Below are 13,591 nucleotides of genomic sequence, written 5' to 3'. Positions count from 1 at the left end.
CAGAGCGGGCTTGCACGCTTTGCCGAGCGGCGAGGAGGAAAACGAGCGTAGCGAAGTTAAAGAGAACAGTTCTATACTGAACACGCACAATAAAACCTACAATTAACAAAAACATTTGACCCTATGTTCATCGTCATCGAAGGGCTCGACGGCGCAGGCAAATCCACCCAAGTGGCACTTATCCGCCGCCTGTTCGAGAAACAGCACCGCAGAGCAGTCGAATACCTCCACTTTCCGCGGTTCGACACCCCGGTTTACGGCGATCTGATCGCCCGGTTTCTGCGCGGCGAATTAGGGACACTCGACCAAGTCGATCCTTATTTGGTCGCCCTGCTCTACGCCGGCGACAGACAGGAATCCGCCCCGCTCATCCGCCAGTGGCTGAACGACGGCAAAACAGTCATTGTAGACCGGTACGTCTACTCCAATATCGCCTACCAATGCGCCAAACTCCCGGCCGAGCCGGCTGGCGGAGAACGTGCCGCGCTTAAGGACTGGATACTGCACCTCGAATACGAGCATAACGGCATTCCGCGACCGGATCTGTCCTTGTTTCTGGACGTCCCGTTCGCCTTTACCGAAAAAAAACTCGCCGAGCAACGCCAAGGCGAAGACCGGGATTATCTGAAAGGCAAAGCAGACATCCATGAAGCCTCTTTGACCTTGCAACAGAACGTGCGGGAAATCTATCTCTCCTGCGCAGCAGACGACCCCACCTTCCGAGTGATCGGCTGCAGCGACCCGAAAAGCGGGAAAATGCTCGCACCAGAATTGATTTTCAACAAGATAGCCGATGAAATATCTCGACACTTTTAAAGAACGGCACCCCAAAGCCGCACACCACATCTCCCGCAAACTGGTCACCGCGGCCCGGTATCTTCTGGCCGCACTGTTTATTCTTTCAGGGGCCTCGAAAGCCATCGACCCGTTCGGACTTTCCATTAAATTGGGAGAATACTTTTCCGCCTTCGGGCTGGATTTTCTGCGGATTTTCGACGATATAGGAGCGATTCTGCTGCCATCGGCAGAACTGCTGATCGGCTTCATGCTGCTGAGCGGCATTTCGCGACGCGCAGCCGCTTGGTACGCATTCGTCGGGATGACCTTTTTCACACTGCTGACCCTGTGGCTCGCCATAGCCAACCCGGTGAGCGACTGCGGCTGTTTCGGCGACTTAGTGCACCTCACCAACTGGGAAACCTTCTTCAAAAACCTAATCTTCTATCCGTTCGCCATTATCGTATTCTTGGCACGGAACAGCCAGCGGCAGCTCAACCCATCGCCTTTGCGGACTGCCGTGACCTATGCCATACTGGCGCCTTTGAGCCTGGGGCTGAGCATCTATTGCTACAGCTACCTGCCGCCGATAGATCCCACCCCATTCAAGACCGGCGTCAACATTCTCCACGCCATGACCGTGCACGAGAATGACACGCAAACCGTCTTAGTTTACAGAAACCGGCAGGACGGCACCCTGCAAGACTTTGCCATTGAAGACACCACGTGGTACGACTCCTCGCGATGGGAATACGTCGATACGAAGACCACCGGCCGGAGCACCGCACCGGAAATCAAAGCCGTACCGATGTTTGAAGGGAACATCGACCGGTCGGACGAGATACTGGAACGCAAAGGATACACCCTGCTGTTCGTAATCAACGACTACGATCCGCGCTACGAACCGGACATGTTCATGCTGGCAGACTATATCCACCGGTACGGCGGGCGGGCGGTGGCGCTCAGCGCCGCATCGCTGCCCGCATCGCTGGCCGAGAACGGGATCGAGCCGCTCAGCAGCGATTACACAGTACTGCGCACCATGATCCAGCACCGGACAGGCGGCGCCCTATTGCTCCACGACGGAACCATTCTGGACAAATGGCCCATGAACCGCCTGCCCCACTGGGAAGAGACCGCCCACGATCCGCTCAGCAACGTGCTGACCGACAACCGGATCGACCGCGAGAAACTCCTCAGTCTGCTTTTCGCCTTGGGCATAGCCGTTATCGCCGTATCGACCGTAAGACCTCCCGTGCGGTAAAAGTTCGGCCATTTGCAGAGAGCTGGCGTAATTTTTGCTAAATTAGCAAACCGTTGAAACCTTTTTTCGTATGAACATTACCTCCGGAAACATCCTGCTTATCGGATCGATTCTTCTGTTTATAAGCATCTTAGCAGGTCAGCGGGCCTATCGGTTCGGCATTCCCGCCTTAGTGCTGTTCCTGGCCGTAGGCATGCTCGCCGGAACAGACGGTATCGGAGGCATCAATTTCAACAACCCCGGCATCGCCCAGTTCATCGGCGTGATCGCCCTGAACTTCATCCTTTTCTCAGGCGGTCTGGACACAGAATGGAAATCCGTGCGGCCAGTCATGTGGCAGGGGACGATCCTTTCGACAGTCGGCGTACTGCTCACCGCCATCTCCACCGGGCTGTTCGTCCACTGGGTAGTGCCCGGATTCTCGCTTTTTGAAGGACTGCTGCTGGGGTCCATCGTCTCCTCGACAGACGCAGCAGCCGTCTTTTCGATCCTGCGCTCCAAAAACCTCCGATTGAAACACAACCTGCGCCCGATCCTCGAATTCGAGAGCGGGAGCAACGACCCGATGGCCTATCTGCTGACCATCACCTGCTTAGGACTGATTATCAATCCCGGTTCATCGGTATCGGGAGCAATCGTCAACTTTTTCGTCCAGATCATCGTGGGCGGCGGGGCCGGCGTCCTGTTCGGGATGGCCATGGTCTGGATCGCCCGGCACGTCAAGTTGGGATATATGGGCCTTTACTCCGTGATGATCATCGCCCTGATGTACTTCACCTACGCCGTTACGGACAAGATCGGCGGCAACGGATTCCTGGCCGTATACTTAGCCGCCCTGTGGCTGGGGAACCACAAAATCCCGCACCGGACAGCCATACTCAACTTTTACGACGGATTCGCCTGGCTCATGCAGATCATCCTGTTCCTCACCCTCGGCCTGCTCGTTTTCCCGAGCCAGATCGTGCCGGTCATCGGAGCAGGACTGTTAGTCTCGGCCTTTATGATCCTCGTGGCACGGCCGGTGAGCGTTTTCCTGTCGCTGCTATTCTTTAAAATGCCATTGCGGAGCAAAACCTTCGTCTCATGGGTCGGATTGCGCGGCGCCGTGCCGATCGTGTTCGCCACCTACCCGCTGATCGCCGGCATCGACAAGGCAGGCATGATCTTCAACATCGTCTTCTTCATCTCGCTGACCTCCATCTTGGTGCAGGGCACTACCCTGCCCCGGTTCGCCAAATGGCTGAAAGTCTCCGAACCGGAAGAAAAGATGATCGGGCAGAAACCCGAGATCGACCCATCCGAAGTTTCCGACCTGATCGAAATCACCGTAGCCCGCGGCAATGCGTATACGGGCCGTCCCGTGGCCGAAGCACCGTTCCCGGACGGAGCCAGAATCACCCTGCTCAGGCGCGGCGACGACCACATCATCGTCACGGGATCGACCGTCCTGGAAGCCGGCGACCGGCTGATCGTCGCCAGCCAGAACCGCGAAGCCGCGGAACAAGTCTACCAACTGTTCACCCTGACAGACGAAACGGATCAATGACAGAACATCTTTCTTCCCGTCCGGATTGGGTTCGTACAAAAATTTATTTACATTTGTAGCTGTTTTTGAAACGTAAAAGACCCTTAAAACATGAAAAGAGTTTTAGTTGCAACGAGCGGCGGCGACTGCCCCGGCTTGAATGCAGTGATCCGCGGCGTGGTGAAGCGCGCAGCGCAGGAAGGGGATTGGGAAGTGCTTGGGAGTATCCAGGCATATAACGGTATCCTGTGGGAACCTACCGAAGTCAAGATTCTGGATGAAGCGGCCGTAGCCGGGATTCACTACCGGGGCGGCACGATCATAGAAACCACGAACAAGGGGGGGCCATTCGCTTGGCCGGTGTATAACAAGCACCTCGGCCAGTGGGAATACGTCGACCGTTCGGACGAAATGATCCGCAAATTGCAGTATATGGGCGTCGATGCCGTCATTTCGATCGGCGGGGACGGATCGCAGCGCATCTCGCAGAAACTTCAGAGCCAGGGGCTGGATATCGTAGGGGTGCCGAAGACGATCGACAACGACCTGTCGGCGACCGACTTTACCTTCGGATTCCAGACCGCGGTGCAGATTGCGACCGATGCGGTGGACAAATTGGTTACCACGGCGGCTTCGCATAACCGGACATTCATACTGGAAGTGATGGGACGGAATACGGGATGGATCGCCTTGCATGCGGCTATTGCCGGGGGGGCGGACGTCTGCCTCATTCCGGAAATTCCGTACGACATCAACGTCGTACTCGAAAAACTCAACAAACGATACAACTCAAGGAATCGCGGATCGGCGATCATCGTGGTGGCCGAAGGGGCGGTTCCGAAAGACGGGACGGTGCATGCCGCGGCAGCGACGGAAGTCGGATATGAGAATGTCAGACTCGGCGGGATCGCTTACGACCTGAGCAGACAACTCAAAGCCGCAGGCTTCGAGCCGGACATCCGGGAAACGGTGCTGGGGCATATCCAACGGGGAGGAGTGCCGATTGCATACGACCGGGTGCTGGCGACCCAGTTCGGGGTCAAAGCATTTGAATACGTGCTCGAAGGGAAATTCGGACACATGGTATCGTACCGGCATCCGGACATTATCGCCGTACCGTTTGAAGAAGCGGTGGGACAATGCAAATATGTGCGGCCGGACAGCGACATCGTGAAAACGGCCAGAGGCTGCGGGATCAGCTTCGGGGATTAACCGGCACAACGAATATTCACCTCAGCCCCGTTTCCATTATTATCAATGGAGACGGGGCTTTTCTTTTGATATTCTCCGAAAAAAAACTACATTTGGGTACTATGAAAATGCGCCTCACTCCCCTATTGTCGGCAATCGTCTGCACGCTCGCAGTTACCGTCGCAGAAAGCCGGGCCCAACAGATTATCGAAACGGAGCCCTTGGCTCCGTTCACCACCTTGAGCATCGACGGGCCAGTCAAGATCGAACTGATTCCGGCCGAAGAAAACCGGCTGCAAATCATGCTGTGGGGGATCGACGCCAAAGGCATTCACTGGCGGATCAAGGACAACACACTGATAATCAACACACGGAAAGGGCTCGTCAACAAACGGGCCTATGCCGACATCAAGCTCTACTACAGGGAACTGAACCACATCGTCATGACCGGCGGCGAAGTCACGGCCAAAGACCCGATTGTGTGCGCCAGCCTCTACATCGAAGCGGAGAGCTCCTCCGGCAAGATGGACCTGACGACGGAATGCAACGACGTGACCATTCATACCAGCGGAGACAATACCGTCAAGGTGAGCGGCATGGCGGAATACGCCACCTACCAGGCCAAATTGGGAAGCCGGATCGAATGCTTGGAACTTTCGGCGGGGAACGTCACCGCAACCGCTTCGGGGAAAGCCGAGATACAGCTGCGGGCGAACGAACAGCTCGATGCACGGGCCGTGACGGGCGCCAACATCTTCTTCGTCGGCGAACCGGTCACCCTCCACATCAAAAAGGCGACCATGGGCGGCGTGGAATCGATCAACAACCTATAAAATTTCCCTCTTAACCAACCACCTACCGGCATGCTCGTCAAGACCTACAGCAGCACCGTGGAAGGGATCGACGCCCGAACCATCACCGTCGAAGTCAACCTTTCTCCAGGAATACGATTTTTGGTAGTCGGCTTGCCGGACAATGCCGTCAAGGAGAGCCAGCAGCGCATCACGGCCGCTTTCGCCAACAACAAACTGCACATGCCGGGCTTCAACATTCTGGTCAATATGGCACCGGCCGACATGCGGAAAATCGGATCGCACTACGACCTGCCGATCGCCGTGGGGATACTGGCGGCTTCCAAACAGGTGGCGGCGGAACCCATGCTCGGAAAATACATCCTCATCGGAGAACTCTCGTTAGACGGGACACTGCTGCCGGTGAAAGGGGCGCTGCCGATCGCCGTACAGGCATGGAAAGAGGGATTCGAGGGGATTGTCCTGCCGGCGGCGAATGCACGGGAGGCAGCTGTGGTTCAGAACCTAAAGGTCTACGGCGTCGATCATTTGATGCAAGTCGTCGCACTCTTGAACGGCGAATCGGATCTCCAGCCGACGACGATCGACACGCGGGCGGAATACTTTTCCAGACTGGACGATTTCGACATGGATTTTCAGGATGTCAAAGGACAGGGAGAAGTCAAGCGGGCGCTGGAAATTGCAGCGGCAGGCGGGCATAACGTGCTGATGATCGGGCCGCCGGGAGCGGGGAAAAGTATGCTGGCCAAGCGGATGCCGACCATCACGCCGCCGATGACGCTGGCCGAAGCCTTGGAAACTACGAAGATACACTCCGTGGCGGGGAAGCTGGGGGATGACAGCCGCGGAGGATTGCTGACCGCACGACCTTTTCGGGCGCCGCACCATATCACGTCCGAAGTGGCGTTGGTGGGCGGGAGCGTACCGCCGCAGCCGGGGGAAATCTCATTGGCACACAACGGGATACTCTTTTTAGACGAACTCCCGGAGTTCAACCGGAAAACGTTGGAAGTGCTGCGGCAGCCGCTCGACGAAAAACGGATCACCATTTCAAGGGCGAAATATAGTGTCGATTACCCGGCCAATTTCATGCTGATCGCAGCGATGAATCCCTGTCCGTGCGGCTACCGGACCCATCCGGACAAAGTCTGCACCTGTACGCCGGCAGCGCAGGCCAGGTATATGAGCAAGATTTCAGGCCCCTTGATGGATCGGATCGACATACAAGTCGAAGTCATTCCCGTGGCGGTGGAGAGTATGACGCGGCAGCTGCGCGAAGGGGAGACCAGTGCGCAGATCAGAAAACGGGTCACCGCGGCACGGGAACGGCAGACCCGGCGACTGCAAAGGGACGGGTATGCACAAACCCATTGCAATGCCATGCTGACGCCGGAACAGATAGAACGATACTGCCGTCTGGACGACGAAAGCATCGAACTCGTGCAGAATGCCATGACAACGATGGGACTTTCGGGAAGGGCTTACGACCGGATTTTAAAAGTGGCCCGGACAATCGCCGATCTGGCAGGAGCTGAAAATATCGCAGTCGATCATGTCGCCGAAGCGATCCAGTACCGAAGCTTAGACTGCAATCACCTGTCCGATAATTAACACTCCATTCGATACGGCCGAATGGCACGATTCACCCGGGCCAATACCCCACTCCTCGAACCGACTGTCGCCTATATTGCCGGCATTCTCTCCTTCACACGCTCCGGCCTGGCCGGAAACGGCGTGACCTCTTGTTTCGTCATCGGCCTCCTCCTGCTCCTCATTCCACTCACCAAATACCGGTACTTCAACCGGATAGCTTCATGGCAGCGCATACTGGTCTGGAGCTTGTTCTTCGGTGCGGGCTGCACCTTATCCGCCGCAAATCGGATCGACCCGGCACCGGCTCACGAGCACCACGGCGAACGGCTCACTTTTCTGGGGCGTGTGGAGACCATTCCGCAAACCCGAGGACGATGGAACCGCAGCGAAGCGACCCTGTTCTGCTTCGCCGACAGCACCAGCGGAGAGTGGATACCGCTCGGTCAGCTGAGAATCAGACTGTATGCCGATACTTCGGGCCGCAATCCGGCGTTAGCGATCGGCGATCTCATCCGATTGCGGGGCAGGCTCTATGCCGCCGATACATCCGGATACGATCTCTATATGCTGCGCACCCGCGGAATCGCCGCCCGTTGTTTCGCCTGGACAGTAGTCCGAATCGACCGCGACACCACCCTCAGGACACGCATCGAACTATTGCGCAACCAGCTGGGAAACAAACTCTTATCACCAGACCGGGCCGAAACGGACGACGCCGGAAGCATCATGCAGGCATTAGCCGTCGGCGATCAGTCCGACATCGACCCGCAGCTGCGGAACAGCTACTCCCGCGCCGGCGTCGCCCACCTGCTCTCGGTCTCCGGGCTGCATGTAGGCATTATCTTCATGATACTCAACCTCTTGTTCGGATGGATACGGCTGTTGCGGCGGGGATACATAACGCTCGGCATTCTTGTCATCCTATGCCTGTGCGGATACGCCGTTCTGACAGGCCTATCCCCGTCCGTGATCCGGGCCGTGATTATGTTCTCCCTCTTGCAGACCGGCCTGATGCTGTCGCGCTACACCAACAGCCTCAACACGTTATGCGCCGCAGCCTTAGTCATTCTGCTCTGGAACCCCTATTACGTCTACCACATCGGCTTCCAACTGTCGTTCGCCGCCATGGTCGGCATCATCACCCTGTACCGCCCGATTGCCCGGCTTGGGATACCGCGCCATGCTGTATTGCGCTGGCTCTGGTCGCTGACCCTCATCGGACTGACCGCTCAGATCGGCACCTTTCCATTGGTCATGTACCACTTCGGACAACTCCAGATCGCCGGTCTTCTGCTCAACCCATTGATCTGGTTCACCGTGCCGGCAATTATCGGCGGCTCGCTACTCTATCTCGCCACCGATTGGCAACGGGTTTACGAATGGACACACCTCGTCGCCGATTGGCAGAACACCGTCATTACCCGGATGGCCAGCCACCCGTGGATAGCCGTCACCGGAATCGAGCTGAACGAATGGGGCTGTGCAGCCATCTATGCTGTCATCATCGCCCTGATCGTATGGATCAACCGCCGGGAGCCGGCGAAGACCCGATCCTACTTTTGGGATTCGGCCGACACACAAACGTTGAGCCGGCGCAAAGCGAAATGACGGGAATCGCCCCATCCGTTATCCAGCGCCACGTTGAATCCCTGCAAATCCATATCCTGCAACGGCTTGTTATCGTACAGTTTATAATCTCCGCGCACCGCCTCCGGCGTCAGGTTAGGCATCATCACATTGGCCCCCGCCGCCACCCCCAATTCCCGCCCCTGCGGATGCAAGGCATGAAGCGCCGTCGTCGAGGCGATATTGATGTCCGGCATCGACAACCGAAGCAGCGCAATCATCCGAAGCGCCAGCTGCAAACGTTCGGCCCGCGAAAAAGGCGCCTCCACCGCCGCCAGCGGCGTCCCCGGGGCCTCGATATACGGTCCCATCCCGCACATGTCGATATCCAACGCCTTGAAAAACAGCAAATCATCCGCCAGACTTTCCACCGTCTGGCCCGGCAGCCCGATCATCACCCCCGTACCGACCTGATACCCCTCCTCCCGCAACGCGCGCAGACATTCTAACCTCCTGTCATAGTCATGATCCGCCGGATGGATTCGCGCATAGAGTTCCGGCGAAGACGTTTCGATCCGCAGCAAATAGCGGTGCACCCCCGCCGCAAACCACCGCCGATAGGTCTCCCGCGACTGCTCCCCCAGCGACAGCGTGATACCTAACTCGCCGTTCGACAACGTTTTCATGCGTCCCACGAGCCGTTCGACCCGCTCCGTAAACGCGCCGTCCGTCCGCTCCCCCGCCTGAATCACCACCGAGCCGTAGCCCGACCGCCACGCCCGTTCCGCCGCAGCTAAGACCTGTTCGTCAGTCAGTTCGTAGCGTTCCACTCCGAGATGTCCGCGCCGAATCCCGCAGTAGAGGCAGTTTTTGCGACACCGGTTCGACAGTTCGATCAGTCCCCGCAGGTAGACCCGATCGCCGACCGTCCGGTTCCGCACCTCGACCGCCGCCGCAAACAACTCCCGGTCGTTCGCCGCCTCGCCCAACGGTGCCCCCAAAACAGCGGTCAACTCCTCGCGCGTCATCATAGCACCGCCTCCTCCACCGCCCCCGCCACGGTTCGATTATCCTCCAACGCCCTGACGAACAACGCATTCGTGAGACTGTCCATCCCGATCTCCGTTCCGGATACGTATGCCGGCACCACATAATACCGCTTTCGCCCCCCTTCCCCCGCCAGCCAGACCCAATGCGGCAGACTCTCGATCACCGGCTGCCCCGAGAACGAAAGCCGGAGCCGCACGTTCAGCCCCCCGTCCCGATAACGGTTCCGCTGGTTCGACACGAGATTCCCCAACGACCAAGCTATCCGCTGCGCCGTATCGATCGGTTGAGCCACATGCGGGTGCGACCCGATCACCGCATCGATCCCCTGCCGCCGGCACCACGCCGCCACCTGCCGTTGTTCGTCGTCGGGCCTCTGCCGGTACTCCTCGCCCCAATGCACGAACAGAACGATATGCGTAGCCGAATCCCTCCGGGCCTGCCGCACCTCCTCCGCCATCCGCACCGTGTCGATCAGGTGCACCACCGCTCCCCGCGGCACCGGCAGTCCGTTCGTCCCATAAGTAGCATTCAGCAAAGCCACCCTAAAACGGTTCTTTTTCAGCATCAACGGGATTCGGGACAAAGCCGAGTCCGTATAGACCCCCGCATACCGCAGACCCAACGAATCCACTGTCCGCACCGTCGTCCGTATCCCGGCCCAACCGCGATCGCAACAATGATTATTAGCCAAAACCGTCACATCCACACCGGCATCTTTCAAGGCAGACACCAAAGCCGGAGGCGAAGCAAAACGGGGATAACCGCTGTACGGCCCCCGCTCCGAAAGCGTCGTCTCTAAATTGACCACCGCGAAATCCGCCGCTTTCCAAAACGGCGCAATATACTGAAAACAAGAACCGTAATCGAAACTCCCGTCCTCATTGCGTGCAGCCGCCACCTGCGGCAGGTGCTGCATCACATCTCCCGAAAAAACCAGCGTCAGCTCCGGTCTGACGACCACCGAATCCAATACGGAACTGTCCCGTCTCGCCCGCGGTTCACCTGGCGTCCCGCACGACCAGCAGAACGCAGCCAACCCTAAAACCGTGTATTTCAAAACCATTTCGCTAAATTTGTATTCTGTCGGTCATTCGAGTAAACCCGGTCACTTCCCGGTATACGATTTGCACGATAAAGATACACCTTTTCGGATAGCGGCCATGCCTCCTTATATCAATATCCATACCCATCGTCCCGAAGCGGATACCGTTTCCATCCTGAATATCAGGCTGCGAAGTTCCGATCCCGACCTGCCGGAACAGCGGCTTTTTTCGGCAGGCATCCACCCTTGGGACGCATCCGAAGCCCAGTCGGCCTGGTTGGAAATTTTTGCGGCGGCCACACATCCCGGATGGGTGGCCGTCGGGGAGACCGGATTGGATTTCAGACCCGAATACCAGCCTTTCGGAATACAAAAAAAGTGGTTCGAGCTGCAGATCGAAATTGCAAACCGGACGGACAAGCCGCTGATCATCCACAATGTACACGCCACTCAAGCCGTTATGGACACCCTCAGCAAACACGCAGCTGTTCCAGTACTGTTGCATGGCTATACGGGCAGTCCGGAGTCGGCCCGGCAGTGGCTCCGCCACGTACCCGCAGTCCGGTTTTCGTTCGGGCCGACCCTGATGCGCTCCCCGAAATCGCAAGCAACTTTCCGGCTCCTCGCGGCAGAAGAACCGGAACGCATTTTCTTAGAAACCGATGACGATCCTCAAACCGGAATCCGCGAAATGTATCGTTATGCCGCCGAACTGCCAGGTTGGAATCCGAACGACCTAAAAAATCGTTTAGCTTTGAATTTCAATAATTTATTTTCCAAAATCACGCTCCTATGACGACAAACCGAAGAGCCTGGTGCGAACGGACGGAACTTCTGCTCGGAGCAGAAAAGGCCGAAAGACTGCAAAAATCGCACGTATTGATAGTCGGTCTGGGCGGTGTCGGAGCCTATGCCGCAGAAATGATCGCGCGGGCCGGCGTGGAACGAATGACCCTCGTCGATGCGGATACCGTCGGCCTCACCAATATCAACCGGCAGCTCGTCGCCCTGCACTCGACGGTCGGACAGCCCAAAGCGGAAATACTGGCCGCCCGGCTCCGGGACATCAACCCCGACATACAATTAACTGTTATTCAGGAATATATCAAAGACAAAGCGACCGATCTCCTGCTGGATCGCGAACCGAAATATGATTTTGCGGTCGATGCCATCGACACGCTGGCCCCCAAAGTCAACCTGATCAAAGGGTGCCTCGACCGGAACATTCCGCTGGTCAGCTCGATGGGAGCCGGGGCCAAAACCGACCCGACCTTGGTGGAAATCAAGGACATAGGCCATTCGCACCATTGCCCGCTGGCACACATGCTCCGGAAAAGGCTGCACAAAGCCGGCATACGCTCCGGTTTTCCCGTCGTGTTCTCGCCCGAACCGATCCGCGAAGGCTCGATGATCCTGTGCGAAGAGCAAAACAAGAAATCGAACGTCGGCACCATCTCCTATATGCCGGCGGTATTCGGCTGCGCCTGCGCTTCGGTCGCCGTCCGCACCCTATTAGGAGAGATGTAAAACCTGGGAAATCAGCACTATTCCGCAATCAACCAAGCCTCGATCAGATCGACCGAGGTACAATCTTTCAGCAACACTTTTTTATCCCGGTCGAGCAAGTAGAGCGACGGTATCGCCCGCAAGTCGTACAACTCCTGCCGCCGAATCGCCAGTTCCGCATCGTATCCGTTGATCCAGGTCTCCGGCGTCTCTTTCAGGTGTTTGCGCCACGCCCCCAAATCCTTGTCCGGATAGATCGCCACGATTTTCAACCGCCCCGACTTCTGCTGGTTATCAATGACTGACGAGCCGCTCAACTGTTGCAGAATCTCCTCGCAGGCATGGCAATCGGGATTATTGATATAGACCAGCGTGAACGGAGCTTCGACAGCATATAAATTTCCCCGTTTGCCATCGGCCAGCGTATAAGCAAAATCGGCCGCCGGCTGCCCCACCCGATTCTTGCGGGCCATTTCCAGCCGGTAACGGGGCCGCACCTTTTCGGTCGAGTCATAAAACGGCGAAGCGATCATCGCTTCCAACAGCGGAATATAAAGCTCGTCGTTCCGGATCTGCGAGTTCGGATCGGAAAGCGGAGGCGTTAAAAAATCGACCATTTGTCTTAATGCGGCGCTATCCTTTCCGTAAAAATCAAGCAACGTATCCAGAATATGACGTGCCGAATCCACAGAAGCGGTCATAGATAAATTCAGGAAAGTACGAAATTTCGCTTCACGCTGCCAGGACGCTTCCGGTTTCGGCTTCTGCTGCCCCCCTCCGCATGCCACAAACGCAGCCGAAATCCCTACAATCCATGCGATTTTAAGATTCATTGCCTGTCGTATAGTATTTTGATTCGCCCAAATATACACATCAAATCCGAGAAAGACGATTATATAGTTTATTGTACCGGCATTTTGGAGAGATTTTTTCACCTCGGGCCAGTGGTGCCGCTCGGCACTCGAACCGAGCCTTATCCGCTACAACACAGTTCCCGTTGCAGAGCCGAACTCGAAAAAGGTACAATCCAGCATATAACCATATAAATATATATTACGAAAGAATCATCCGTTGATATATTAATTTAATATATCAACGGATGATTTAAAAATATAAATACAAAATTCTGTATTTATGCAATTATATTTCCAAAAACGACCGATTTAGAAATGTCAAAAAATCGGCCCGCCCGCTATGCGGGCGGGGTGAGCCCTATTCCGTATCTCCGGTCAGGGAACCCGGCGATTTATTTCCATGGGGGCGGA

The 13,591-nt window shown here is 56.6% G+C and carries 12 protein-coding genes; 9 read left to right on the top strand and 3 right to left on the bottom strand.

What is annotated here, in order from left to right; translation table 11 throughout:
• The first annotated feature begins 123 nt into the window (after nucleotides 1-123).
• From tmk to Q0Z93_RS07150, 7 genes are all read left to right on the top strand, one after another.
• Nucleotides 124-816 (top strand): dTMP kinase, encoded by a 693-nt coding sequence (gene tmk / locus Q0Z93_RS07180; protein ID WP_298064211.1) that lies wholly within the window; start codon nucleotides 124-126, stop codon nucleotides 814-816.
• Complete coding sequence (locus Q0Z93_RS07175) at nucleotides 794-2,041, top strand: BT_3928 family protein (protein WP_298064210.1); 1,248 nt, start codon at nucleotides 794-796, stop codon at nucleotides 2,039-2,041. Before tmk ends, Q0Z93_RS07175 begins: the two co-directional genes overlap by 23 nt.
• A gap of 70 nt (nucleotides 2,042-2,111) precedes the next feature.
• Entirely contained in the window at nucleotides 2,112-3,587 is a 1,476-nt protein-coding gene (locus tag Q0Z93_RS07170) for a potassium/proton antiporter (protein WP_298064209.1), read from the top strand.
• A gap of 90 nt (nucleotides 3,588-3,677) precedes the next feature.
• The gene (locus Q0Z93_RS07165; protein WP_298064208.1) at nucleotides 3,678-4,778 is read left to right on the top strand and encodes an ATP-dependent 6-phosphofructokinase; all 1,101 of its coding nucleotides are present in this window, start codon (nucleotides 3,678-3,680) and stop codon (nucleotides 4,776-4,778) included.
• 101 nt (nucleotides 4,779-4,879) lie between these two features.
• On the top strand, nucleotides 4,880-5,590 hold the full coding sequence (locus tag Q0Z93_RS07160; protein WP_298064207.1) for a DUF2807 domain-containing protein: 711 nt from the start codon (nucleotides 4,880-4,882) through the stop codon (nucleotides 5,588-5,590).
• A 30-nt stretch (nucleotides 5,591-5,620) separates the two neighbouring features.
• On the top strand, nucleotides 5,621-7,180 hold the full coding sequence (locus tag Q0Z93_RS07155) for a YifB family Mg chelatase-like AAA ATPase (protein WP_298064206.1): 1,560 nt from the start codon (nucleotides 5,621-5,623) through the stop codon (nucleotides 7,178-7,180).
• A 21-nt stretch (nucleotides 7,181-7,201) separates the two neighbouring features.
• A complete protein-coding gene (locus Q0Z93_RS07150) occupies nucleotides 7,202-8,770 on the top strand; it encodes a ComEC/Rec2 family competence protein (RefSeq protein ID WP_298064205.1) in 1,569 nt (522 codons plus the stop codon).
• Here Q0Z93_RS07150 and hydE read toward each other — a convergent pair.
• On the bottom strand, nucleotides 8,716-9,759 hold the full coding sequence (gene hydE / locus Q0Z93_RS07145) for a [FeFe] hydrogenase H-cluster radical SAM maturase HydE (RefSeq protein WP_298064204.1): 1,044 nt from the start codon (nucleotides 9,757-9,759) through the stop codon (nucleotides 8,716-8,718). The two genes, Q0Z93_RS07150 and hydE, sit on opposite strands and share 55 nt — an antisense overlap.
• On the bottom strand, nucleotides 9,756-10,841 hold the full coding sequence (locus tag Q0Z93_RS07140; protein WP_298064203.1) for a CapA family protein: 1,086 nt from the start codon (nucleotides 10,839-10,841) through the stop codon (nucleotides 9,756-9,758). Before Q0Z93_RS07140 ends, hydE begins: the two co-directional genes overlap by 4 nt.
• Between Q0Z93_RS07140 and Q0Z93_RS07135 the strand changes: the two genes are divergently transcribed.
• Together Q0Z93_RS07135 and Q0Z93_RS07130 are read left to right on the top strand one after the other, a co-directional pair.
• A complete protein-coding gene (locus Q0Z93_RS07135; RefSeq protein ID WP_298064202.1) occupies nucleotides 10,825-11,616 on the top strand; it encodes a TatD family hydrolase in 792 nt (263 codons plus the stop codon). The two genes, Q0Z93_RS07140 and Q0Z93_RS07135, sit on opposite strands and share 17 nt — an antisense overlap.
• Nucleotides 11,613-12,347 carry a tRNA threonylcarbamoyladenosine dehydratase gene (locus tag Q0Z93_RS07130; RefSeq protein ID WP_298064201.1) on the top strand — a complete coding sequence of 245 codons (735 nt, stop codon included), beginning with the start codon at nucleotides 11,613-11,615 and terminating at the stop codon, nucleotides 12,345-12,347. Before Q0Z93_RS07135 ends, Q0Z93_RS07130 begins: the two co-directional genes overlap by 4 nt.
• A gap of 17 nt (nucleotides 12,348-12,364) precedes the next feature.
• Here Q0Z93_RS07130 and Q0Z93_RS07125 read toward each other — a convergent pair whose 3' ends face one another.
• Entirely contained in the window at nucleotides 12,365-13,159 is a 795-nt protein-coding gene (locus tag Q0Z93_RS07125) for a DUF5106 domain-containing protein (RefSeq protein WP_298064200.1), read from the bottom strand.
• Between the last annotated feature and the right edge of the window lie 432 nt (nucleotides 13,160-13,591).

The sequence above is a fragment of the uncultured Rikenella sp. genome (genome assembly GCF_947628055.1).
Lineage (GTDB): Bacteria > Bacteroidota > Bacteroidia > Bacteroidales > Rikenellaceae > Rikenella.
Note: the sequence above shows the minus strand (reverse complement) of the source record. Positions and strands in the feature narration are given on the sequence as shown.

What these genes read in the sequence shown, in the direction of transcription:
- tmk (WP_298064211.1), top strand. Translation starts at nt 124, where the DNA reads ATGTTCATCGTCATCGAAGGGCTCGACGGCGCAGGCAAATCCACCCAA.
- Q0Z93_RS07175 (WP_298064210.1), top strand. Translation starts at nt 794, where the DNA reads ATGAAATATCTCGACACTTTTAAAGAACGGCACCCCAAAGCCGCACAC.
- Q0Z93_RS07170 (WP_298064209.1), top strand. Translation starts at nt 2,112, where the DNA reads ATGAACATTACCTCCGGAAACATCCTGCTTATCGGATCGATTCTTCTG.
- Q0Z93_RS07165 (WP_298064208.1), top strand. Translation starts at nt 3,678, where the DNA reads ATGAAAAGAGTTTTAGTTGCAACGAGCGGCGGCGACTGCCCCGGCTTG.
- Q0Z93_RS07160 (WP_298064207.1), top strand. Translation starts at nt 4,880, where the DNA reads ATGAAAATGCGCCTCACTCCCCTATTGTCGGCAATCGTCTGCACGCTC.
- Q0Z93_RS07155 (WP_298064206.1), top strand. Translation starts at nt 5,621, where the DNA reads ATGCTCGTCAAGACCTACAGCAGCACCGTGGAAGGGATCGACGCCCGA.
- Q0Z93_RS07150 (WP_298064205.1), top strand. Translation starts at nt 7,202, where the DNA reads ATGGCACGATTCACCCGGGCCAATACCCCACTCCTCGAACCGACTGTC.
- hydE (WP_298064204.1), bottom strand. Translation starts at nt 9,759, where the DNA reads ATGATGACGCGCGAGGAGTTGACCGCTGTTTTGGGGGCACCGTTGGGC.
- Q0Z93_RS07140 (WP_298064203.1), bottom strand. Translation starts at nt 10,841, where the DNA reads ATGGTTTTGAAATACACGGTTTTAGGGTTGGCTGCGTTCTGCTGGTCG.
- Q0Z93_RS07130 (WP_298064201.1), top strand. Translation starts at nt 11,613, where the DNA reads ATGACGACAAACCGAAGAGCCTGGTGCGAACGGACGGAACTTCTGCTC.
- Q0Z93_RS07125 (WP_298064200.1), bottom strand. Translation starts at nt 13,159, where the DNA reads ATGAATCTTAAAATCGCATGGATTGTAGGGATTTCGGCTGCGTTTGTG.